Source organism: Mycolicibacter icosiumassiliensis (assembly GCF_900078685.2).
In the GTDB taxonomy this organism is placed as follows: domain Bacteria; phylum Actinomycetota; class Actinomycetes; order Mycobacteriales; family Mycobacteriaceae; genus Mycobacterium; species Mycobacterium icosiumassiliensis.
In genome coordinates this window covers 2,505,950-2,529,053 of the sequence record NZ_LT546166.1, presented here as the reverse complement: position 1 = coordinate 2,529,053, position 23,104 = coordinate 2,505,950, and the positions used below count along the sequence as shown (strand labels likewise).

Here is a 23,104-nt window from a genome sequence, read left to right as displayed (position 1 = left end):
CCGGTAGCTGCCCCTCACGCCACATCGGCCCCGGCTGTCAGCCGCCGCTCACCCGCGTGCGCACCTCGGCGACAACGTCGTCGATCGGCACGTCGACCTGTTCCCCGGTGGCCAGGTTCTTGACGCCGACGGTGCCTGCCTCCAGGTCGCGGTCCCCGGCGACCAAGGCGATGACGGCCCCGGAGCGGTCGGCGGCGCGCATCGCGCCCTTGAGGCCGCGGTCCCCGTAGGCCAGGTCCACCCGCACCCCGGCGGCCCGCAACTGCGCGCCGATCACAGCGAGCCGCAGCTTGGCCGCCTCGGACAGACCCACCCCGAACACCTCACACCGGGTGCTCTGCCCCACGGTCTTGCCCTCGGCGGCCAGCGCGAGCAGCGTGCGGTCGACGCCGAGGCCGAAGCCGATCCCCGAGAGGTCCTGTCCACCGAGCTGACGCATCAGCCCGTCGTAGCGGCCGCCACCGCCGATCCCCGACTGCGCACCCAACCCGTCGTGCACGAATTCGAAGGTGGTCTTGGTGTAGTAGTCCAGGCCGCGCACCATGCGCGGATTGACCACATACGGCACCCCGAGCGCTTTCAGGTGTGCCAGCACGGTGTCGAAGTGCGTCCGGGCGGGATCGGAGAGGTGATCGAGCATGACCGGGGCGTCAGCGGTCATCTCACGCACGTGCGGGCGCTTGTCGTCGAGCACCCGCAGTGGATTGAGCTGCGCGCGCTGGCGGGTCTCCTCGTCGAGGTCAAGCCCGAACAGGAACTGCTGCAGTAACTCTCGATAGGCAGGGCGGCAGGTGTCGTCGCCCAGCGAGGTGATCTCCAGCCGGAAGCCGGCCAGGCCCAGGGAGCGGAAGCCCGCATCGGCGACCGCGATCACCTCGGCGTCCAGCGCCGGGTCGTCCACCCCGATCGCCTCGACCCCGACCTGTTGCAGCTGCCGATAGCGCCCGGCCTGTGGGCGCTCGTAACGGAAGAATGGCCCCGAATAGCAGAGCTTGGCCGGCAGCTGACCGCGGTCCAGACCGTGCTCGATCACCGCGCGCATCACGCCTGCGGTGCCCTCGGGCCGCAGGGTCACCGAGCGATCCCCGCGATCGGCAAACGTGTACATCTCCTTGGAGACCACGTCGGTGGACTCCCCCACCCCGCGCGCGAACAGGGCGGTGTCCTCGAAGATCGGCAGCTCGATGTCGCCGTAACCGGCGCGGCGAGCGACCGCCAGCAGTCCGTCGCGGACGGCGACGAAGCCGGCCGAGGCCGGCGGAATGTAGTCGGGCACCCCTTTGGGTGCGGCAAACGTGCTCACGCACTGAGCCCTTCTAGGAATGGGTTGTATCGGCGCTCCGCGCCAATAGTGGTCTTGGGTCCGTGGCCGGGCAGCACCACGCATCCGTCGTCAAGACACAGCAGCTTGTCGACGATCGAGGTCAGCAGATCACGGCCGCTTCCCCCGGGCAGGTCGGTACGGCCGACCGAGTTCTGAAACAGGGTGTCCCCGCTGAACACGACTTCGGCAGCGTCACCCTCGACCCGGAAGACGACCGATCCGCGGGTGTGGCCGGGTGTGTGGTCGACGGTGACCGTGGTGTCGCCCAAGCCGATTTTGTCGCCGTCACGATCCAGTTCGATCAGCTGCCTGGGCTCGGCGAACATCGCCTTGCTCAACACTCCGAACAACGCCTGCCCGGGGACCGTGCCCAGCGAGCGCAGCGGGTCGGTGAGCATGAAGCGGTCCTCGGGGTGAATGTAGGTGGGGCAGCCGTAGGTGTCGGAGACCTTCTGCGCCGACCAGATGTGGTCGATGTGGCCGTGCGTGAGCAGTACCGCCGACGGCGTCAGCCGGTTCTCGTCAAGCACCCGCCGCAGCCGGGCCATCGCGCGCTGCCCGGGGTCGACGACGATGGCGTCCGAGCCCTGCCGCTGCGCCAACACATAGCAGTTGCACGCCAGCATCCCAGCGGGGAATCCGGTGACCAACACGCCGACCAGTTTCCCATTACCCGCCCGGCCGGCGGTGACGCGGTCGGCGCCGGCGCGCTCTGGCAGACTTGAGGCCCGACTCAATCAGCGAGCCAGGAGGTTACCGCCGGTGCCCACGAACTCAGAGCGGCGTGCCGCCGCCAAGCGCAATCTGGACCAACAGGTGCAGCAGCGTGCCGAGGCAGCCCGCAAGCAGCGCCGGCTGCTGATGATCGTCGGCGCCGTGGCGGCGGTATTGCTGATCGCCGGGGTGGTGTTCGTGGTGCTGCGCGACAACGATCCGGGCAACGTCAACGCGAGCGGCTCGTCCGCCTCGAGCACCTCGGAATCGGCAGACTCCTCTGACGCTTCCGGGGCGCCGACCGGCAGCGCCGGGCAGCTACCGAAGTTCACCGCATCGCCTCAGCTGGGCGCCGACTGCCAGTACCCGAAGGCGCGCCCGGCCTCCAAGGCCGTCGAGCCGCCCCGGTCCGGCAAGGTCCCGACCGATCCGGCCGAGGTCAGCGTCTCGATGATGACCGATCAGGGTCCCATCGGATTGATGCTCAACAACGCCCAATCCCCCTGCACCGTGAATAGTTTCATCAGCCTTGGGGCCAAGGACTTCTTCTCGGGCACCCAGTGCCACCGGCTGACCACATCGCCGACGCTCAGCGTGCTGCAGTGCGGGGATCCCGCCGGCGACGGCACCGGCGGACCGGGCTACGAGTTCGACAACGAATACCCCACCGACCAGTACACCTTGGGTGATCCCGCGGCCCAGCAGCCGGTCATCTACCCGCGCGGCACGGTGGCGATGGCCAATGCCGGGCCCGGCACCAACGGCAGCCAGTTCTTCCTGGTCTACAAGGATTCGATGCTGCCGCCGCAGTACACGGTCTTCGGCAAGATCCAGGACGACGGCCTGGCCACCCTGGACAAGATCGCCGCGGCCGGCGTGCAGGGCGGCGGCGACGACGGGCCGCCGGCAACCAAGGTGACCGTCAAGTCGGTGCGGGCCGACTAGCCGGTAGCCGCGAGCGCGCGTCTGCACACGACACGCCGGGCGGAGGCGGGCGTGCAACTGTGCACGCTCGCGGTGACGTCCAGGCGTCCCGGCGCAGCCCTTATGCCGCCGAGGTCACCCGATAGACGTCGTAGACGCCCTCGACGTTGCGGACCACGTTGAGCAGGTGGCCGAGATGCTTCGGGTCGCCCATCTCGAAAGTGAACCGGCTGATCGCCACCCGGTCTCGTGACGTAGTGACCGATGCCGACAAGATGTTGACCTTCTCGTCGGCGAGCACCTTGGTGATGTCCGACAGCAGCCGGTGCCGATCCAGCGCCTCGACCTGGATGGCGACCAGGAACACCGAGGAAGGCGACGGCGCCCACTTGACCTCGATGATCCGTTCGTCCTGCTGGCGCAGAGAGTCGGCGTTGGTGCAGTCGGTGCGGTGTACCGACACCCCGCCGCCGCGGGTGACGAAGCCCATGATCTCGTCGCCCGGCACCGGGGTGCAGCACTTGGCCAGTTTGGTCAGCACCCCGGTGGCGCCGGGAACCGCCACACCGACGTCGTCGGTGTGACGCTCCCGGCGCGAAATGGTCAGCGGGGTGGAGCGTTCGGCCAGATCATCCTCGGCCTGGTCCACCCCACCGAGCTGAGCCACCAGCCGCTGCACGACGTGGTGCGCCGAGATGTGGTTCTCGCCGACCGCGGTGTAGAGCGCGGACACATCGCTGTAGTGCAGTTCGCGGGCCACCGCGGCCATCGATTCGCCGTTGACCAGTCGCTGCAGCGGCAACCCCGCTCGACGCACCTCCCGGGCCATCGCGTCCTTGCCGGACTCCAACGCCTCCTCGCGGCGCTCCTTGGCGAACCACTGCCGGATCTTGGCCTTGGCCCGCGGCGACACCACGAACTGTTGCCAGTCCCGCGACGGCCCGGCGTTTTGCGCTTTCGAGGTGAAAACCTCGACCACTTCCCCGTTTTCAAGCTTGCGCTCCAGCGCCACCAGCCGGCCGTTGACCCGGGCACCGATACAGCGGTGGCCGACCTCGGTGTGCACGGCGTAGGCGAAGTCGACGGGCGTGGAGCCGGTGGGCAACGTGATCACGTCGCCCTTGGGGGTGAACACGAAGATCTCTTTGACCGCCAGGTCATAGCGCAGCGACTCGAGGAATTCACCGGGGTCCGCCGCCTCCCGCTGCCAGTCCAGCAGCTGGCGCATCCAGGCCATGTCATCGATCTCGGCGGCGGAGTTGAGGTGCGGAACACCGTTGCGGCCCTTGGCCTCTTTGTAGCGCCAGTGCGCGGCGATGCCGTATTCGGCGGTGCGGTGCATCTCCCGGGTGCGGATCTGGATCTCCAGTGGCTTGCCCTCCGGCCCGATCACCGTAGTGTGCAGCGACTGGTAGACCCCGTAGCGCGGTTGGGCGATGTAGTCCTTGAACCGGCCGGCCATCGGCTGCCACAGCGAGTGCACGACACCGACCGCGGCGTAGCAGTCCCGGATCTCGTCGCAGAGAATCCGCAGTCCCACCAGGTCGTAGATGTCGTCGAAGTCGCGGCCCCGCACGATCATCTTCTGGTAGATCGACCAGTAGTGCTTGGGCCGGCCCTCCACGGTCGCGGTGATCTTCGACTTCGCCAGCGTGTTGACGATCTCGGCACGCACCTTGGCCAGGTAGGTGTCGCGTGATGGCGCGCGGTCGGCCACCAGCCGCACGATCTCCTCGTAGCGCTTGGGGTGCAGAATCGCGAACGACAGATCCTCGAGCTCCCATTTGACGGTGGCCATTCCGAGGCGATGTGCCAGCGGCGCAATAACTTCCAGCGTCTCGCGCGCTTTGCGGGCCTGCTTTTCGGGCGCCAGGAACCTGATGGTGCGCATGTTGTGCAACCGGTCGGCGACCTTGATCACCAGCACCCGAGGGTCACGCGCCATCGCGATGACCATTTTGCGGATGGTCTCGGCCTCGGCGGCAGTGCCCAGCACCACCTTGTCCAGCTTGGTCACCCCGTCGACCAGGTGAGCGACCTCGTCGCCGAACTCGGCGGCCAACGCGGTCAGCGTGTATCCGGTGTCCTCGACGGTGTCGTGCAGCAGCGCGGCCACCAACGTGGTGGTGTCCATGCCCAACTCGGCCAGGATGGTGGCAACGGCCACCGGGTGGGTGATGTAGGGGTCCCCCGAGTGGCGCAGCTGCGTGGCGTGGCGCTGCTCGGCGACCTCGTAGGCGCGTTGGAGCAGCGCCAGATTGGCTTTGGGGTAGTACTGCCGGTGCACCGCCACCAGCGGCTCCAGCACCGGGCTCAGCGCGCCGCGTTGGGCGGTAATGCGCCGGGCAATCCGGGCCCGCACCCGCCGGGAGGCGCTGGTGGGGACCTTCAACAGATCGGTGCGCTCGGCGGGCGAGTCCTGGGCAATGGCCTCCGACACCGCCACCGGCTGGCTGGCGTCGGCGCTGTACCGAGCTGCGTCGGAGCCCGGCTCGGAGCCTTGCGCTAAGCCTGGTTCAGGGCCCACTGTGCTCACCTCCGACCACGAGAATATCGACTAAATCAGGTGCAGGCTGTCCAGCTGCAACGGTGCCACGGCGGCGCGTCCGCCCAGCCCCGCCAGCTCCAGCACCACCGCCGCCGCAACCACCTCGGCTCCCGCCCTATCCAACAATCGCCGCGTAGCGGCCAGGGTACCGCCGGTGGCCAGCACGTCGTCCAGGATGACCACCCGGCGACCGGCCACGTCGATTCCGTCTGCCGGAATCTCCAGCACGGCGGTTCCGTACTCGAGCTGATAACGCTCCGAGAGCACCGGTGGTGGCAGCTTGCCACCCTTGCGGACCGCCAGCGCGCCCACCCCGAGCCGGTCGGCGACCGCCCCGGCCAGCAGAAACCCCCGTGCGTCGATACCGGGCGTCGGCAAAGACCGGGGTCAGGTCTTTGAACGCGATTCCCGGCTCCGGAAAGTCGGCCACCTCGCGGATCAGCGACGCGATGATCTGACCGGCGCCTGCCGCAGGCCCGGCCTGGTTCACTGTTGCAGCTCCCAGCGGTCCATGTTCCAGCCCGCGCCCCACCGGGTGGGGTTGGCAGCGACACCGTAGGTCTTCTTCGACGACAGCAGGGTGCGCTGCTGGCGGTACAGCGGCAGCGTCGGCATGTCGGCCCACAGCACCGGGGCGCTCTCCCCCAGCAGCCGGACCAGCTCGGCCGGGTCGGCGGTGACGGCCAGCGCGGAGATGATCCCGTCGATCTGGTCGTTGCGGTAACCGGACAGGTTGTTTCCGTTGCCACTGAACAACTCGTAGGCGTCCACCACCGACGATCCGCTCGACCCGCTGCCGGTGGATCCCCCGGTGCTGGCGAGCAACACGTCGATCTGCCCTTCGCGCAGGGCGAGTGGGCCGATGGTGTCGGAGGCCACCTCGGTGACGGTGATGCCCGCGGGGGCGCACGCGCTGGTGATCGCCCCGATCACCGCGGCCAGCCGGGTGTTGGGGCCGCGGTAGCCGATGCGCACCGTCAGGGGTTTACCGCCCAGCGCGTCGCGAGCCGCGTCGGGATTTGCCCGAGCGAACTGTTCGGCCTCGGGCACGTTCTCGGCCTGGTCGAAGGCGTCGTCCATGGCGGTGTTGAGCCGGGAGTTGACCACCGGCACGCCCGCGTCGTGAGCGATGACGTCGCGCGGGGTGCACAGGGCCACCGCCCGGCGCGCGGGAGTCTCCGACAGCGGGCCGGCCGGAGCGAAGATGAGCTGCTCGATACCGCCCGAGGGGCTGTCGCTGCTCTGGTAGTCATCCGGGGTGATCAGCGACCCGGCGGATCCGGTCGCGACGTCGACGACCTCGATGACGCGCTTGTTGACCCGGTCGGCGATGTCGGCGGTCTGCGGCCACACCGTGATCCGCTTGGTGACCGGCTTGGCGCCCCACCACAGGTCGTTGGCCACCAGCACCACGGCGCCGCCGTCGAGCACCGCGTCGATCTTGTAGGGCCCCGACGACGGGAAGTGCCGCAGGTCAGCACCGCGGTCGAGCTGCCAGGTGGTGTTCCAGGCCTGCGCGATCTTGCCGATGACCTCATCGGCGGGCCCGAGCTTGCCCAGCACAGCCTCGGTGGTGTTCACACCGAGCTTCTCGCTGATGATGTGCGACGGCATCATCGAGGTCGCGGTGAACAGTTCCTCGTAGTCGACGATGTTGCGGTCGGGAAAGAACGACACCCGGGCCTTCTTGGCACCGGGCTGGCACTCGATGTTCTCGATATCGAGGTAGCCGGCTCGGCTTGCGGCATCGAAACCCGGGAAGCGGCCGGACTGGGCCGCCCATGCCAGCACCAGATCGTCACAAGTAATGGGTTTGTTGTCGGAGTACACCGCCGCCTCGGCGATCTGGTAGTCCAGTACCAGCGGGGCGCGGCCCACCACGGAGATGCTGCCGAAGTCGTGATCGGTCACGATCTGGCCGCCCGGCCCGTGGTAGCCGAAACCGATCAGGGTCCGCGAGAAGGCTTGGGGCCCCGCCGACGCCGCACCGGCCACGGTGGTGCTGTTGTAGGTGATCAGGCCGCCGTCGACGGCGTAATCGATCTGATCGACGGTGGCACTGGTGCACGCCGGTACCGACCAGACGCCGAGGCTGGTGGCGATCGCCACCACCCACGTCGCAGCGTGCCGACAGCGGGCCGCCATCGCCGGTTACCGACCAGCGCCCGGCTTGCCGGTCGGACCCTGGCTGCGCCGGCTGGTGGGGCGGACCGGCTTTGCGCCGGCCGCCGGACGGCCCGGCGCCGTCGCCACCGCACCCTCGTCTCCAGCGGCAACGGTGTCTTCGGAGTCGTCCGGGCCTTCGGTGCCGGCCGGCGCCGCTTTCGAACCGGCCGCGGCGTTGCGGCGCCGCATCACCCGGCGGGTGTGGTTCTGCACCAGCTGGGTACGTTCGCGCAGGGTGACCAGTAGCGGTGTGGCCAGGTAGATCGACGAATAGGTGCCGACGACAACACCGACCAACTGCACCAGCGCGAGGTCCTGCAGCGTTCCCACACCCAGCAGCCATACGGCGACCACCATCAGCGAGATGATCGGCAACGCCGAGATCAGGCTGGTGTTGATCGACCGCATAAAGGTCTGGTTGATGGCCAGGTTGGCTTGTTCGGCATAGGTGTAGCGGGTTTTGTGCTCGAAGCCGCTGGTGTTCTCTTCGACCTTGTCGAACACGATGACCGTGTCGTAGATGGAGAACCCGAGGATGGTCAACAGGCCGATGACGGTGGCCGGCGTGACCTCGAATCCGACCAGCGAATACACCCCGGCGGTCACGAGAATATCGAAGACCATCGAGATCATCGCCGAGATGGTCATGAACCACTCGTAGCGCACGGTGATGTACAGCGACGCCAACAGCAGGAACACCACCAGGGCGATCACGGCTTTTTTGGTGATCTGCCCACCCCAGGTCTCCGACACCGCAGAGTCACTGATCGCCTGCTTGCTCGCCTCACCGTTGGGGCCGACAGGCTGGAAGGCGTCGAAGAGGTCGTCGCGGAGCTTCTCGGTTTGCTCGTTGGTAAGCGTCTCGGCCCGAATCTGCACCGTCGCCGAGTTGCCGTTGCCGACCACGACAACCGACTCGGGACTGTTGCCGATGCTCTTGCGGAACACCTCTTCGACCTGGGTGACGGTGGTGTCGCCGCGCGGGAACGAGACCTTGGTGCCGCCGGCGAAGTCGATGCCGAAGGTGAAGCCACGGACCAGGATGCTGACGATCGCGATCGCGACCATTGCGCCGCTGATCGCGTACCACATCCGCCGCTTACCGATAACCTCGAACGCGCCGGTACCGGTGTAGAGCCGCGACAGGAAACTGTGCTTCGGCGCCTTGATGGAGGTTGCCTTCTTGCGGGCGGCCTCATCTACAGCGGTCCGGCTCTTGGTGACCTCGACGGCTGCGGCGTCGTTTTTCGCGGATTTCGTCGCGCGCTTCGTGCCACTACTGGTGCTCGGTTTGGCCATCTGGCTATCCCTGTTCCGTCGACTGGGCGGTTACCCGCGTGCGCGCTTTGGTTCCGGACTTGCCGCCCGTTGCGCCTCCCGATTTGGCGACCGCCCGCCGCTCCCGTGCGACCTGCTGAACCGCGCCGAGGCCGTTGTAAGACGGCTTGGCCAGCGTCGGCGACTTGGACGCCAGGTAGACCAGTGGCCAGGTCACCAGGAACACCACCACCAGGTCGAGGATCGTGGTCAGCCCCAGGGTGAACGCGAAGCCCTTCACCTGGCCGACCGCCAGGAAGTAGAGCACCGCCGCCGCAAGGAAGGTGACCGCGTTGCCGGACACAATCGTCTTGCGGGCCCGCGTCCACCCGCGTGGCACCGCCGAGCGGAACGAGCGGCCTTCCCGGATCTCGTCCTTGATGCGTTCGAAGAACACCACGAACGAGTCTGCGGTGGTGCCGATACCGATGATCAGGCCGGCGATACCGGCCAGGTCGAGCGTGTAGTTGATGTATCGGCCCAGCAACACCAGGATCGCGTACACCATGGCTCCGGCCACCACCAGTGACAGCGCGGTCAGCACGCCGAGTACGCGGTAGTAGATCAGCGAGTAGACCAGCACCAGGGCCAGGCCGATCGCACCGGCGATCAGACCCGCCTTCAGCGAGGTCATTCCCAGTGTGGCCGAGACGGTTTCGGCTTCCGAGGCCTCAAACGACAGCGGCAGCGATCCGTACTTCAAGACGTTGGCCAGCTGGCGCGCGGCCTCCGGGGTGAATCCCGGTGAGCCACCGGTGATCTGGGTGCGGCCACCGGGGATGGCTTCCTGGATCTGCGGGGCACTGACCACCTGCGAGTCCAGCGTGAACGCGGTCTGCGTGCCGATGTGGGTGGCCGTGTAGTCGGCCCAGACGTCAGCGGCGCCGCTCTTGAACTGCACCTGGACGATGTTGGCGCCGCTGCGCTGGTCCATGCCCGAGCTGGCGTCGGCGATCTGGTCACCGCTGATGATCGACGGAGCGAGCAGGTACGCGGTCTGGTGGTCCTGCGAGCAGGTCACCAACGGTAGGTCGGGGTCGTCGTTGCCGGCAAGGATGTCTTCCTTGTCGCACCGTCCGGCCTGGATCTGCAGGGCCAGCGCCTGAACCACCTTGTTGTCGCTCTGCCGCAAGCGCTTCTCGGCGGCGATACGGGCCGCCAGTCCCTGGGCCTGATCACCCTGGCCGGGCAGGCCCGGCATACCGGGCAGTCCGGGAAGGCCCGGCAAGGCAGGCATCTGCGCGCCCGGGTTAGCCGGCAACTCGGCGGGCGATCCCGGTGCACTCGGCGCCGGAACGGTCGAGGCGCCGGGAGTGGCCGTCTCGCTGGTGTTTTCGGGGCCGGGGCTGGCCGAGGTGGCCGCGGCTGGGCCGGCGGAGTCAGCGGCTGCTGCGGAAGGGGCACGCCGTTCCCGTTACCCCCGAACGAGCCCGGCCCGCCACCACCGAGGCCCGGAGGCAGACCAGGAACACCGCCACCACCGAGGCCCGGAGGCAAGCCAGGAACACCGCCACCGCCGAGGCCCGGAGGCAGACCGGGCGCACCACCACCGGCGCCGGGCGGCAAGCCCGGGACGCCGGGCATGCCGCCACCGCCGAGACCGGGCATCCGGCCAGCTGCCTGAGCCTCCTGCACCGAGACACCGTTGATTACCGGCCGGATGTAGAGCCGAGCGGTCTGGCCGAGGGTGCGGGCCTCATTGCCGTCGCTGCCCGGCACCGTGATGACCAGGTTGTCGCCGTCGATGATGACCTCAGAGCCCGACACACCGAGTCCGTTGACCCGGGCGCTGATGATCTGTTGCGCCTGGTTGAGCGCGTCACGGGTCGGCTTGGAGCCGTCCGGGGTGCGCGCGGTGAGCGTCACACGAGTGCCGCCCTGCAGGTCGATACCGAGTTTGGGTTCGGCGAGCTTGTTTCCGGTCAGGAATACCAGCAGGTAGACGCCGATGAGCAATGCCAGGAACACCGCCAGGTTGCGGGCAGGGTGCACCGGCGCCGAAGGCGATGCCACGTTGTTGAGTCTCCTTCGCTCATTGCGCAATGCGCTCTCATGATCGTCGGGGCTGGCCGATGCGCGGACCGCCCGCAGCGATCAGTACCACTGCACCCGCAAAAGGGTACGTGCCCGGCTGGCCGGGATGATCGTTGGGCGGGCGTTCCGCGCGTCGGGGCGTGTCAGCTGGCTAGCCTGATGGCGGCGAGCCGCTGAGTCGATGGCGACGACCCGCTTCGCCCGGCTCCGCCGCTCGCGCGATCGCCGCTAGGCGCCTTCGACGGCCTCTTCGACTGCCGCCTCGGCCGTCAGCTCCTCGGGCTCGATCTTGTCCCGCACCGCCAGCTTCAACCAGGTGGTCACCACACCCTGCGAGATCTCCAAGTCGACGTCGTCGTCGGTGATGCGGGTGATCGTGCCCTGCAGCCCGGATGTCGTGTGCACCCGGTCGCCCACCCGCAGCGATTCGTGCAGGTCGATGGTGGCCTGCATCGCGCGCTTCTGCCGCCGCGAGGCGAAGAACATGAAGGCGCCCATGACGAGGAGCAGCGGCAGGAAGGCAACCATGTTTTCCATGACGACAACCGATCTTTCGACTTGTTCGAATGATTCTTTGGCACCGGACCACCTGAGGTGTGGCGGGCCACTGTGATGACAACAGTGTGCCACTGTGTCCGGCGACCGTGCATCGGTACCGCCGTCCACCCCCTAGGCTGTCGGTGACGGGGGGTCAGAATTCTCGAGGGAAGGTTGGCCGATGAGGAACTTCGCGTGTGGTCTGGCGACCGCCGTTGCCTTGGCAGCGGCTCCCCTGGCAGTGGGAGCGATCGCTATGCCCGCCATCGGATCGGCAGAGCCGCTGGCCTGCCCGGGCGGTCAGTACTGGGAGCCCAGCACCAACACCTGCATGCCGCTCGGACAGGGCCCGACCCCGCTCGCCTGCCCGGGCGGTCAGTACTGGGAGCCCAGCACCAACACCTGCATGCCGCTCGGACAGGGCCCGACCCCGCTGGACTGCCCGCCCGGCGAATACTGGCAGCCCTTCGGCAACGCGTGCCGGCCACTCGGCCAGATCTGATCCGCGGCAAAGACCGCTAAGGAGGCCCGCCCCATGTCCGTGCCGCCGCCGCTGCAGAGCCGTCACCTGGCCACCGAGATCCCCGGACCTGGCTCGGTTCAGCTGGCGCGCCGCCGCGCGATGGCCGTGGCACGCGGGGTGAGCAGCACGCTGCCGGTGTACGCGGCTCGGGCCGGCGGTGGCATCGTCGAAGACGTCGACGGTAACCGGCTCATCGACCTGGGCTCGGGGATCGCGGTGACCACGGTGGGAAACGCAGCGCCCCGGGTGGTGGACGCGGTAGAGCAGCAGGTCGCGGAGTTCACCCACACCTGTTTTATGGTGACGCCCTACGAGGGATATGTGGCCGTCGCCGAAGCACTGAACCGGATCACTCCAGGCCAGTTCGAAAAGCGATCGGTGCTGCTCAACTCCGGCGCCGAAGCCCTAGAGAACGCCGTCAAGATCGCCCGGTCCTACACCCGCAAGACCGCGGTGGCGGCGTTCGACCACGGCTACCACGGCCGCACCAACCTGACGATGGCGCTGACGGCCAAGTCGATGCCGTACAAGAGCGGATTCGGCCCGTTCGCGCCCGATATCTACCGCGCGCCGGCGTCCTATCCCTACCGCGACAGCCTGATCGACAAGGAGCTGGGCAACGACGGGGAACGAGCCGCCGACCGGGCCATCGGCATCCTGGAGAGCCAGATCGGTGCCCACAATCTGGCCGCGCTGGTCATCGAACCGATCCAAGGCGAGGGCGGGTTCATCGTCCCGGCGCCGGGATTTCTGCCGGCGCTGCTGGCGTGGTGCCGCGACAACGATGTCGTCTTCATCGCCGATGAGGTGCAGTCCGGTTTCGCCCGCACCGGGGCGATGTTCGCCTGTGACCATGAAGGCCCGGCCGGGATAGCGCCCGACCTGATCTGCACCGCCAAGGGAATCGGTGGCGGGTTGCCGCTGGCGGCCGTCACCGGCCGCGCCGACATCATGGACGCCCCGCACGTCAGCGGCCTGGGTGGCACGTTCGGCGGCAACCCGGTGGCCTGTGCGGCGGCGCTGGGGGCGTTGGCCGCCGTCGAGGCTGACGACCTGGTGGGCCGGGCCCGCCAGATGGAGCGATTGATCTTCGAACGGCTGGGCCGGTTGCAGGCCGACGACAACCGGATCGGCGATGTCCGCGGCCGCGGCGCCATGATCGCCGTCGAGCTGGTACAGCCCGACACGAGCGAGCCGGACCCCGCCCTGACCGCAGCCCTGGCGACGGCGTGTCATCGGGCGGGTGTGATCGTGTTGACCTGCGGGACGTTCGGCAACGTGGTGCGGCTATTGCCGCCGCTGACCATCAGCGACGAGCTGCTGGCCGAGGGCCTGGACGTGCTGGCTGGCGAGCTGGCGAGACTCTAGCCCGAACGGTTCAGTCGGTCTCGCTCTCGGCAATCAGACTGGTCAGCAACTTTGTAATGTGCGCCAGGCCGGCTGCGGTGGTGTCCAGGCGTGTCCCGATCCCAGTGAATCCGTCGTCGACGTGGCGCCGCAGATCCGCCAGGTCCTCTCGCATGTCCACTAGGTCCTCTCGCATAGCGTTGAAGCTGGTGGTAGTCGCTTGACGAAAATCACGCATCTCGCTGCGAAAATCACGCATCTCCTCCGTCATGCGACGAAAGCCTACCGAGCGGCGGTCCAAAGCGCCGTCGCTCATTCACAACTCTGTCTGCCTACTCGAACAGCCCCTGTTGCCCCAGCCCGCCTGCGCCAGCTGGGGGCACCATGCCCAGATGCGTCCACGCCGCCGGGGTCGCAACGCGGCCACGGGGGGTGCGGGCGACCATTCCGGCGCGCACCAGGAACGGCTCGCAGACCTCTTCGACGGTGGCAGCTTCCTCGCCTACCGCAACCGCCAGGGTGGAGACCCCTACCGGCCCGCCGCCGAAGCTTCGGGTCAGCGCCGAGAGCACCGCGCGGTCCAGCCGGTCCAGGCCCAGCTCGTCGACGTCGTAGACCGCCAGTGCGGCTTTGGCGACGTCGCGGGTGATCACTCCGTCGGCACGCACCTCGGCATAGTCCCGCACCCGGCGCAACAGCCGGTTGGCGATCCGGGGCGTGCCACGGGAGCGCCGCGCGACCTCCGCCGCCGCCTCGGCGCCCAGTTCGATCCCGAGGATCTTCGCCGAGCGGGCCAGCACCCGCTGCAGCTCGGCCGGTTCGTAGAAGTCCATGTGGGCGGTGAACCCGAACCGGTCGCGCAGCGGGCCGGTCAGCGCACCTGATCTGGTCGTGGCACCGACCAGGGTGAACGGAGCCACTTCCAGCGGAATAGAGGTGGCACCGGGCCCCTTCCCGACGACGACGTCGACGCGGAAATCCTCCATCGCCAGGTAGAGCATCTCCTCGGCCGGCCGGGCGATGCGGTGGATCTCGTCGATGAACAGCACGTCATGCTCAACCAGGTTCGACAGCATCGCGGCCAGATCACCGGCACGCTCCAGCGCCGGACCGGAGGTCAGCCGCAACGAGCTACCCAATTCACTGGCGATGATCATCGCCAGTGACGTTTTTCCCAGCCCCGGCGGGCCGGACAGCAAGATGTGATCGGGTGTGCCGCCGCGGTTCTTGGCGCCCTCGATCACCAGTTGCAGTTGCTCGCGCACCCGGGGCTGGCCGATGAACTCGGCCAGACTGCGCGGACGCAGACCGGCGTCAATGTCGCCCTCGCCGACGGTCAGCGCCGGCGACACCTCGCGGTCTTCGGGTTCGCCGGGTTCATGCGACGGTCCCAGCTTCGCCTCTCCTGCGTCGAACCTCGCTGAACCGCCGGATTGGCTCACTTGGTCTTCCCCAGCCGGCTCAGCGCCGTGCGCAGCACGTCGGAGGTGGTCGCGTCGGGAGCGTCGGCCAGTACCTTGTCGGTGGTCTCTTCGGCCTGCTTGGCAGCAAAGCCGAGCCCGATCAGGGCTTCGATCACCGGAGCACGCACCGCATGACCGCTGAACACAGCGCCATCGGAAGCGGCCACCGCACCGATCTTGTCGCGCAGCTCCAGCACCAGCCGCTCGGCACCGCGCTTGCCGATCCCGGGCACCCGGGTCAATGCGGTGACGTCCCCGTCGGCGAGCGCCCGGCGCAGGGTGGGCGCGTCATAGACCGCCAGGGCGGCCAGGGCGATCTTGGGTCCGATACCCGAGACCCCGATCAGCGTGAGGAACAGGTCCCGCGCCTCACCATCCGGGAACCCGTAGAGCGTCATCGAGTCTTCGCGCACGATCATCGCAGTGATCAAGCGGGATTCGCTGCCGCGGCGCAGCGTCGACAAGGTCGCCGGCGTGGCCATCAGTTTGTAGCCCACCCCGGCCGCCTCGACCACCGCATGGTCCAGCGCGATGTCGATCACCTCGCCACGTACCGACGCGATCATGCCCGGGCCGCCTTGAGCTTGGCGGTGTACTTACGCCGCTGCTCGGCGGCCAGCGCCTCGGCTGCGGCCATCCGGGCGATCATCGGGGCCCGCCAGCAGTGACAGATCGCCAGCGCCAGCGCATCCGCCGCGTCGGCGGGAGTCGGCTTTTGCTGCAGCCCGAGAATTCGGGTGATCATCGTCGTCACCTGCGCCTTGTCGGCCGAACCGTTGCCGGTCACGGCGGCTTTGACCTCGCTGGGAGTGTGGAAGTGCACCGTGATGCCACGTCGGGCGGCCTGCAGCGCGATCACCCCGGCGGCCTGCGCGGTGCCCATTACGGTGGAGACGTTCTGCTGGGCGAACACCCGCTCGATCGCGATGACCTCGGGGTGGTGGGTGTCGAGCCAGTGCTCGGCAGTGTCGCTGATGGTCAGCAACCGCTCCGGCAGCGGCTGGTCGGCCGGGGTGCGCACCACATCGACATCCAAAGCGGTGACCTGACGCCCCTGCCCGCCTTCGACCACTGACAGCCCGCACCGCGTCAGCCCGGGGTCGACGCCCATCACCCGCATCGGATTCCTCTCCAGCACCGAACAATTGTTCGACAGTCTAGTGGTGGCCGGTGACGCCCTTGGGCTGCGACACGCATCACGCGGCGGTGATACGCCCGCTCTCCGCCGCCGCCTGCAACGCCTCGTAGTCGCGCATGTTCTGCTCGGCGTACGCAAAGGCGAACCGGGTCAGCGCCCGGTCGGCGTTATCCCCCTTGCCGAGATAAGCCGCGATCGCGACCCGGTCGCCAGAACGGCTATGCGCTCGGGCCAGTGCATGCCCACACGCTTGTGCGTAGGCGGTAAGCACCTTAGGACTCATCGACTCGACGTCGGCGGAGCCCTTCATGTCCCACAGCTGGCGTACGTAGTAGTCGCCATGGTGCCCGTCGGGGCCGATAGCGTGCAGCCAGCCCAGCAGGATGTCGCTGGTGGCCTGCATCAGCCGCTGCCCCGCCACAACCCGCTCCCCCGCGTTGGCGTAGCGGCTGCGCTGCAGGTGGGGTTCCAACACCGAGGGCCGTGCCTCCTTGACCTGCATGAGCAACGGGTCTCCGGTGCCGACGCCCTCCAACAGCACGATCCAGGTTCGGGTTCCGACGCTGCCCACACCGACCACCTTGCGGGCCACTTCTACGTAGCGGTACCGCCGTGCGAGCACCCGCCGATCGTCGGGAAGGCTGGAAACGTAGTCCTTGATCAGCTTCCGCATGTACTTGTTGTAGAGCTGCGCCACGACGTCACTGACCAAGTCACCGGCCGGAACGATCAGGGGCGGATCGCTGATCAGGTGCCGGCGGCCGTGGTGCGAGCGGGTGAGTTTGTCGACGGCCTGCTGCCGCCCGCGGGAGAGGGCACCGACCGCGGTACGCCGGATCGCCTTGGCGTAGACCGGTTCTACAGCGGCGAGCAATTCAGAGTCGATGACCGATTGCGCGTACCACACGTCGAGCTCGCCGAGCCGGGCCAGTTCGCGCATCTGATTGCGGTAGGCCTCGGCACAGGCCGATACGACCGAGGGACTTGACCCCGTGTGTTGGACACGCTCAATCCCAGGAATGTCCTGGGGGAAGCGAGATGATCCAACCCGATGGCAAGGAAAAATTACCCCGATGAGTTCAAGCGTGACGCGGTCGCGCTGTACCGGGATACCGAGGGTGCGACGATTACGCAGATCGCTGCCGAGCTCGGTGTCAGCGAAGCCACGCTCTCAGCGTGGTGCAAGTCGGCCGGCGTGGCGATTCGGCACCGCCGCGGCAGCGTAGAGACCGAGCTTGCGCCAGGGGCCGAGAGCCCGGAGCAGGAACTGGTGCGGCTGCGCGCCGAGAACAAGACGCTGCGCGCCACCGAGGCTCGGCTATCCACCGAGCGGGACATTCTACGGTCGGCAGCCAAATATTTCGCCGGGGAGACGAACTGGTGAGCCGCTTCCAGTTCGTCGCCGACCACCTACACGCCTTCGAGGTGAAGTGGCTCTGCGCGGTCGTGGAGGTCGCGCGTTCATCGTTCTACGCCTGGCTCGCCGGCGCCGATTCCCGCGCCGCGAAGGCCGCCGCTGATGAGGCGCTGGCCGCCCGTATCCGGGTGGTGAACGGCGAGGACAACCCCTACGGGGAGCCGGGGATCACCGCCGAGCTCAACGATGGTGCGCCCGACGGTGAGCGGGTCAACCACAAGCGGGTCGCTCGAGTGATGCGCGGCGCCGGGATCGTCGGTTATCGGCGCCGGCGGCGGGTCAAGACCACCGCGGCGGATCCGGCCAGCCAGAAAGTCCCTGATCTGCTGAAGCGGGATTTCACCGCCGCGCAGATCAACACCCGTTATGTCGGCGACATCACCTACCTGCCACTGGCCACCGGCGGCAACCTGTACCTGGCCACGGTGATCGACTGCTGCTCGCGGCGGGTAGCGGGGTGGGCGATCGCCGATCACATGCGCACCGAACTGGTCACCGACGCCCTCAACGCCGCTGCCGCGCTACGCGGCACGTTGGCCGGTGCAGTGTTCCACTCGGACCACGGAAGTCAGTACACCTCAAGGGATTTCGTGTCCCTCTGCCGCGAGTATGGGGTCATCCAGTCGATGGGAGCGGTGGGAACGAGCGCCGACAACGCCCTGGCCGAATCGTTCAACGCCGCCCTCAAACGCGAGATCCTGCAGGACCGTGCCTGCTGGCCGGACGCGGCGACCTGCCGCCGGGAGGTCTTCCGATGGCTGGCCCGCTACAACACCAAACGACGGCACTCCCACTGCCGTCAATCCAGCCCTGCCACCTACGAAAGGACCCTGACACCGGCTACGCTGCCCGAAGCTGCTTAACCACAAATCCCGTGTCCACTACATGGGGGCAAGGCCCGCGGCAACCTCAATATTCTTGATCAACCGAGCAAAATTCTTGCCACGACGAGCGTCAATGACAGCCTTCTTATGCTTCGTGGTCGCCCACTTGGAATGGCCGCTCATCGATTGCCCCACCTCACTGTTTCTGATAAAGGTTCGCCCGGCGAGTCTACGCGGGCGCTTCGGAAACGCCGGTACTCAACGGGGCGGAACGCACCTAAGCGTTGCGGCGGCCGATTCGGCTCAAAAAGATTCCAGCCTGTTCACCAGGTTGGGCCGGTGTAGCCAGCCGATGGCCTGCATCGCCGGGACGGCAGCGCCCGCCCGCCGTGGCCATCGCCATTCTGGAGCCCACGCTCTGGGCCGGCGAGACGATGCGCGGCAGGCAGGTCAGCGCAGCCATGCCGGGCCCGCAATGCGGAAGATTCCCTCAGCGCTTCCTGGGCTTCCCTTGGGGCGCTGTGGATTACACGAGCTCCAAGGCGGACTTTCCCGACACAACGCGCGGTCTCAGCGGCCATAAATCATCAGGGCATGCCGGCTGCGGAGCCGATCAGTGTGGCGGGCGTGGCGGGCAAGTCAAGGCAACGCACATCGACGCCGAAGAGCCAGGGACAGCTGGAGTATCCGTTTGCTCAACGTATCGCTTGCGCGCCACATCGTGCCCTGCAGGCGTCTGGATCTTCGGGCCAGAATGCGACCGATTACGGCAAGCTGAGCAGTCACTGCATCATCGCGCCGACGCCCGGGGCCGCCCAAACGTCAAGGCATCTGCGCACGAACACCGCGGAGCATCATGGATAACCGGTTTTACCCCTTGGTCGTAGTGACGGCCATGCTCGCGCTGGGAATGACGCTCACCGTCGCCGACTTCCGGCGGGCCGCCGCACTGAAGCGCCCGCTCGCGGTCGCCCTGATCTGCCAGGCGATAGTCCTGCCGACCTTCTGCCTGTTGATTGCCGAAGCGTTCGACCTCCCCCCGAAGCTCGCGGTGGGGCTCATGCTCATATCCGCCGTCCCCGGCGGCCTGCTGGCCAATGTCTTCAGCCACTTGGTCAATGGCGACCTTGCCCTCAATCTCACACTGACCGCGATCAACGCCGTGATCTCGATCGCCTCCCTACCAGCGATCCTGGCATTTTCAATCAGCTGGTTCACCGGCGAGGGAAGGAGCGTCCCGCTGCAGCTGGACAAGTTCGTCGCAGTGGTCGGACTGGTCCTTATTCCCACCGCAATCGGTGTCGCCATTCGCGAACGCTTCCCCGACCTCGCTCGTCGCTTGAAGCGGCCGGTCCGGGTCGCCGCGGCCACGCTGCTGGTCGCGATCTCCATCGCGGCGATCGTCGGCGGACGAACGACACTGGAGAACAACCTCGGCGCACTCACCGGTGCCGTCGTGTCCTTCGCCACCGTCAGCTTGACCGTCGGCTATCTCGTGCCTCGGTGGATGAAACTCGCTCCGCGGCAGGCGATCGCCATCAGCCTTGAAATTGGGATGCACAACGCAATGGTGGCCACCGCGATCTCCCTGAGTCCGCAGCTTCTCGACAGCCCCGAAATCGGTACTGTGCCAGCGCTGTACGGCGTGATCGCGCCCATCATCGCACTGCTGCTCGTCGCCACAGTCCGCCGCCTCGATCCCGCCTACCGCTCGGACCGCCAGGCCGGCGCCCTACCCGCAACCGGACAAACAGTGGCCAGCTAGACCGCTCCAGCGGGGCCGCGATCACCCTTGTCCCGACGAATTTCCCTCTGCACCTTGCGATCCGCAGCAGCGCTCAATAGTGTTCCCAACAGAAGTAGTCACTTGACTACATGCAGGTCATAGCGAAAGGCGACACCGAGATGAGCCAGCCCCAGCGCCCCCCACAGGACGCGCCCAATGTCGTGGTGATCCTGCTCGACGACCTCGGGTTCGCTCAGTTCGGCTGCTACGGCTCGGATATCTCGACGCCGACCATCGATCGCTTGGCGGCCGGAGGACTGCGCTACAACCGGTTTCACGTGACCGCCCTGTGCTCCCCGACCCGGGCGGCGCTGCTGACCGGCCGCAACCACCATGCAGTCGGGATGGGGTTCCTCGCCGATCTGCCCACCACGCATCCGGGCTACACCGCACACATTCCCCGCTCGGCGGCCACGCTGCCCCGAATCCTGCGGGACGCGGGCTGGAGCACACTGGCGACGGGCAAATGGCATCTGGTGCCGCGCGGCGAGCGTGGTGGGGCCGGGCCCTACGACCAATGGCCACTCGGGTTGGGGTTCGAACGCTACTACGGCTTTCTGCGGGGCGACGCCAATCAATGGGCGCCGGAGCTGGTTCGCGACAATTCGTTCGTCGAAGCACCCGCTCGGCCCGACGAGGGCTACCACCTCACCGAAGACCTTGCCGACGAAGCGATCCGGATGGTGCTCAGCCAGCAGGCCAGCGCCCCCGGCAAGCCGTTCTTCCTCTACTTCACCCCGGGGGCGATGCACTCGCCGCACCACGTGGAACGCTCATGGGCGGACGCTTACGCCGGCAAGTTCGACATCGGCTGGGATCGCTGGCGCGACAACCTGTTCGCTCGGCAGGTGAAGTCCGGCGTTGTCCCGGCCACCACGACCCTGACTCCCCGGCCACCCTGGGTTCCGTCCTGGGATGACCTCAGCGCGGACGAGCGTCGGCTGTACGCCCGCATGCACGAGGTTTATGCCGGGTTCCTCAGCCACACCGATGCACAGATCGGTCGGCTGGTCGACACCCTCGAGCGCATTGGGGTGCTCGACAATACGTTGATTCTGTTGATGTCGGACAACGGCGCCAGCGCCGAGGGCGGCGTGTCCGGAACCGTCAATGAGCACCGGTTCACCCATCGGGTACGTGATGATCTCGCCGAGAACCTCGCGCAGCTCGACGAGTGGGGCGGGCCGCGCACCTATCCGCACTATGCGTGGGGCTGGGCGTGGGCCGGGAATACGCCATTTCGGTTGTGGAAGCGCTACACCTGGCTGGGCGGCACCCGGGTGCCGTTCATCGCGCACTGGCCCAAGAGAATTCGTGAGGGCGGTGGCGTTCGTGGTCAGTTCGCCCATGCGATCGACGTCCTTCCGACCGTGCTCGATGCGTGCGGCGTGACCGTCCCGGACTCGGTCGACGGCATTGCCCAACAGCCCGTTCAGGGGGCCAGCCTGCTGCCGTCGTTCACCGATCCCGCGGCACCTAACCCGCGTTCGCTGCAGTACTTCGAAATGATGGGCTCGCGGGCGATCTTCGCCGACGGCTGGAAGGCCACCACCGACCACGTTCCGGTCGGTGTTATGGACGAGGATGTGCTGCTCACCGGGAGCCGCGATTTCGAGACCGACCGGTGGTCGTTGTTCCGCCTCGACGAGGATTTCTCGGAGGCGGACGATCTCGCAGAGCAACACCCCGACGTCGTCGAGCAGCTTCAGGAGCAGTGGGCAAAGGAGGCGGCTGCCAACAATGTTTTGCCGCTGCTTGACTCGCTGATCGGACGACTGGCTGCCGCGGCACAGCCGCCGTATCCGGTTGGCCTGAAGGTCACTCTTTATCCGCAAGCCGGTCCCGTGCTCGACGAGGCGCTGCCGATGCTGGCCGGTGGAGGTCACATCCTCGCCGATGTGGATGTGCCGCAGCAGGACACCCCCAGCGGGGTGTTGTTCGCCATCGGTGACCGCAACGGAGGGCTGGCCGCCTACGTCATCGACGGCAGCCTCAACATCGCCGTGGCACTGCCCAGCGGACCGCTGCACCTGCGATCCTCGGAGCGCTTGCCCACGGGGCGCCACCTCATCGGCTGCGTGCTGCGCCTGGCGTCCGGGGACGTCGTCGTCGACGCCGTCGTCGACGACACCGTTGTCGCAACCACGAAGACCGAACACGCGCTTCCGTTCATCTGGCAGCACGGGGGCACGCACCTCACCCTCGGCTACGACCGCGGCCTACCGGTGGCCGATGACTACCAACCGCCGTTCGCCTGGAATGGCGCTCTGCATGCGGTCCACGTGCAGGCCGGGCAAGCCGAACTCGATCAGATCGACGCGCTGCGCATCGCCCTGCAATCGGACTAATCGCCGCACTGATCTAGATCTTGGCGTCTGCACCGAGCCAGACCAGGGGTAAAAACACCGCGTCCACAATCTCGTCGATGGCTTCATTGGTCAGGGGCGCCAGCGTGAACAACACGTCGTGACGCAGCAGGTCGACGGGTAACTGGGCAACTCGGCCACTGATCTGGTCGGGCCGGATCTCCCCGCGGGCGACAGCGCGCGCGATGAGTTCCTCCATGGACGCGCCACGCTCACCCTCAAGCGCGTCGCGCAGATCAGCGATTTTGGTGCCGGTGTCGCGGTAGAAACCGCCGAGCCGGGTGATGACGGTGACGGCGAGGTGGCCACGTTGACTGTTGGCCTGCCGCAGGAGATTGATCACGTCGCCGCGCAGACTGCCGGTGTCCGGCACGGTGATTGGATCCTTCTTGACTGCAGCGATCAACGCGGCATGCACCAGTTCCGGCTTGCCGGGCCAGCGTCGGTACAGCACCGCACGGCTGGTGCCGGCCCGGGCGGCGACGCCGTCGACGGTGAAGTCGTCGTAGCCGCGCTCATTCAGTTCGTCCCAGGCCGCAGCCAGCAGCGCGTTCTCTAGCGCGGGACCGCGGCGGCGCTGCGGAGCAGCGCCAGAAGTAAGAGACATTGCGTTTCCTAAATTTGATCGCTACTGTTCGTTAGATACACCATGGATCTTATCTCAAAGGGGCGAGCT

Annotated in this window: 18 protein-coding genes and 3 pseudogenes; 6 read left to right on the top strand and 15 right to left on the bottom strand. The window is 67.4% G+C overall.

The features are described from left to right. Positions 1-37: 37 nt before the first annotated feature. Positions 38-1,303: a histidine--tRNA ligase gene (gene hisS / locus BN4346_RS36125; protein WP_067972757.1), complete on the bottom strand. Its 1,266-nt coding sequence runs from the start codon at positions 1,301-1,303 to the stop codon at positions 38-40. Next, on the bottom strand, positions 1,300-1,977 hold the full coding sequence (locus tag BN4346_RS36120; protein ID WP_067972754.1) for an MBL fold metallo-hydrolase: 678 nt from the start codon (positions 1,975-1,977) through the stop codon (positions 1,300-1,302). The genes hisS and BN4346_RS36120 overlap by 4 nt, the downstream gene beginning before the upstream one ends. 109 nt (positions 1,978-2,086) lie before the next feature. Here BN4346_RS36120 and BN4346_RS36115 point away from each other — a divergent pair, with 109 nt between their 5' ends. Next, on the top strand, positions 2,087-2,983 hold the full coding sequence (locus BN4346_RS36115; RefSeq protein WP_067972751.1) for a peptidylprolyl isomerase: 897 nt from the start codon (positions 2,087-2,089) through the stop codon (positions 2,981-2,983). Positions 2,984-3,083: 100 nt separating this feature from the next. Here BN4346_RS36115 and BN4346_RS36110 read toward each other — a convergent pair whose 3' ends face one another. From BN4346_RS36110 to yajC, 6 genes and pseudogenes are all read right to left on the bottom strand, one after another. Next, a complete protein-coding gene (locus BN4346_RS36110) occupies positions 3,084-5,408 on the bottom strand; it encodes a RelA/SpoT family protein (protein ID WP_067972749.1) in 2,325 nt (774 codons plus the stop codon). 111 nt (positions 5,409-5,519) lie between these two features. Beyond that, a pseudogene (locus BN4346_RS36105) lies at positions 5,520-6,000 on the bottom strand (adenine phosphoribosyltransferase). Continuing rightward, entirely contained in the window at positions 5,997-7,655 is a 1,659-nt protein-coding gene (locus BN4346_RS36100) for an ABC transporter substrate-binding protein (protein WP_067972747.1), read from the bottom strand. Before BN4346_RS36100 ends, BN4346_RS36105 begins: the two are co-directional and overlap by 4 nt. Before the next feature lie 6 nt (positions 7,656-7,661). Then, positions 7,662-8,975 (bottom strand): protein translocase subunit SecF, encoded by a 1,314-nt coding sequence (gene secF, locus BN4346_RS36095; protein ID WP_067972744.1) that lies wholly within the window; start codon positions 8,973-8,975, stop codon positions 7,662-7,664. A 4-nt stretch (positions 8,976-8,979) separates the two neighbouring features. Next, positions 8,980-11,006, bottom strand: a pseudogene (secD, locus tag BN4346_RS36090) (protein translocase subunit SecD). Positions 11,007-11,255: 249 nt separating this feature from the next. Beyond that, complete coding sequence (gene yajC / locus BN4346_RS36080; RefSeq protein WP_067972741.1) at positions 11,256-11,564, bottom strand: preprotein translocase subunit YajC; 309 nt, start codon at positions 11,562-11,564, stop codon at positions 11,256-11,258. Between the two features lie 181 nt (positions 11,565-11,745). Between yajC and BN4346_RS36075 the strand changes: the two genes are divergently transcribed. Both BN4346_RS36075 and gabT read left to right on the top strand, forming a co-directional pair. Then, positions 11,746-12,066 (top strand): hypothetical protein, encoded by a 321-nt coding sequence (locus BN4346_RS36075; RefSeq protein WP_067972736.1) that lies wholly within the window; start codon positions 11,746-11,748, stop codon positions 12,064-12,066. A gap of 33 nt (positions 12,067-12,099) precedes the next feature. Then, positions 12,100-13,455, top strand: a complete 1,356-nt coding sequence (gabT, locus tag BN4346_RS36070; protein ID WP_067972732.1) for a 4-aminobutyrate--2-oxoglutarate transaminase — start codon at positions 12,100-12,102, stop codon at positions 13,453-13,455. Between the two features lie 10 nt (positions 13,456-13,465). Here gabT and BN4346_RS36065 read toward each other — a convergent pair whose 3' ends face one another. From BN4346_RS36065 to BN4346_RS36045, 5 genes are all read right to left on the bottom strand, one after another. Beyond that, on the bottom strand, positions 13,466-13,705 hold the full coding sequence (locus BN4346_RS36065) for a hypothetical protein (RefSeq protein ID WP_067972729.1): 240 nt from the start codon (positions 13,703-13,705) through the stop codon (positions 13,466-13,468). Between the two features lie 61 nt (positions 13,706-13,766). After that, positions 13,767-14,828 carry a Holliday junction branch migration DNA helicase RuvB gene (ruvB, locus tag BN4346_RS36060; RefSeq protein ID WP_067972862.1) on the bottom strand — a complete coding sequence of 354 codons (1,062 nt, stop codon included), beginning with the start codon at positions 14,826-14,828 and terminating at the stop codon, positions 13,767-13,769. A gap of 44 nt (positions 14,829-14,872) precedes the next feature. Continuing rightward, complete coding sequence (ruvA, locus tag BN4346_RS36055; RefSeq protein WP_067972726.1) at positions 14,873-15,463, bottom strand: Holliday junction branch migration protein RuvA; 591 nt, start codon at positions 15,461-15,463, stop codon at positions 14,873-14,875. Continuing rightward, entirely contained in the window at positions 15,460-16,017 is a 558-nt protein-coding gene (gene ruvC / locus BN4346_RS36050; RefSeq protein ID WP_067972723.1) for a crossover junction endodeoxyribonuclease RuvC, read from the bottom strand. Before ruvC ends, ruvA begins: the two co-directional genes overlap by 4 nt. 76 nt (positions 16,018-16,093) lie before the next feature. Continuing rightward, positions 16,094-17,047 (bottom strand): DUF2252 domain-containing protein, encoded by a 954-nt coding sequence (locus BN4346_RS36045; RefSeq protein WP_268811498.1) that lies wholly within the window; start codon positions 17,045-17,047, stop codon positions 16,094-16,096. Positions 17,048-17,086: 39 nt separating this feature from the next. Between BN4346_RS36045 and BN4346_RS36040 the strand changes: the two genes are divergently transcribed. Next, positions 17,087-18,315, top strand: a protein-coding gene (locus BN4346_RS36040) for an IS3 family transposase (protein ID WP_096867526.1) whose coding sequence is annotated in 2 segments (ribosomal slippage) — positions 17,087-17,399 and positions 17,399-18,315 — 1,230 coding nt in all. Because the reading frame shifts where the segments join, the coding sequence is not laid out codon by codon here. A 36-nt stretch (positions 18,316-18,351) separates the two neighbouring features. On the opposite strand, the pseudogene BN4346_RS36035 reads toward BN4346_RS36040, so the two are convergent. Next, positions 18,352-18,459 (bottom strand): annotated as a pseudogene (locus tag BN4346_RS36035) (YebC/PmpR family DNA-binding transcriptional regulator); the annotation flags it as partial. A gap of 673 nt (positions 18,460-19,132) precedes the next feature. Between BN4346_RS36035 and BN4346_RS36030 the strand changes: the two are divergent. Together BN4346_RS36030 and BN4346_RS36025 are read left to right on the top strand one after the other, a co-directional pair. Continuing rightward, positions 19,133-20,041, top strand: coding sequence for a bile acid:sodium symporter family protein (locus tag BN4346_RS36030; RefSeq protein WP_067972713.1), 909 nt, complete (start codon positions 19,133-19,135; stop codon positions 20,039-20,041). A gap of 140 nt (positions 20,042-20,181) precedes the next feature. Further along, positions 20,182-22,410 (top strand): arylsulfatase, encoded by a 2,229-nt coding sequence (locus tag BN4346_RS36025; RefSeq protein WP_078058647.1) that lies wholly within the window; start codon positions 20,182-20,184, stop codon positions 22,408-22,410. A 13-nt stretch (positions 22,411-22,423) separates the two neighbouring features. On the opposite strand, the gene BN4346_RS36020 is transcribed toward BN4346_RS36025, so the two are convergent. Continuing rightward, complete coding sequence (locus tag BN4346_RS36020) at positions 22,424-23,035, bottom strand: TetR/AcrR family transcriptional regulator (RefSeq protein WP_067972710.1); 612 nt, start codon at positions 23,033-23,035, stop codon at positions 22,424-22,426. Positions 23,036-23,104 lie beyond the last annotated feature (69 nt).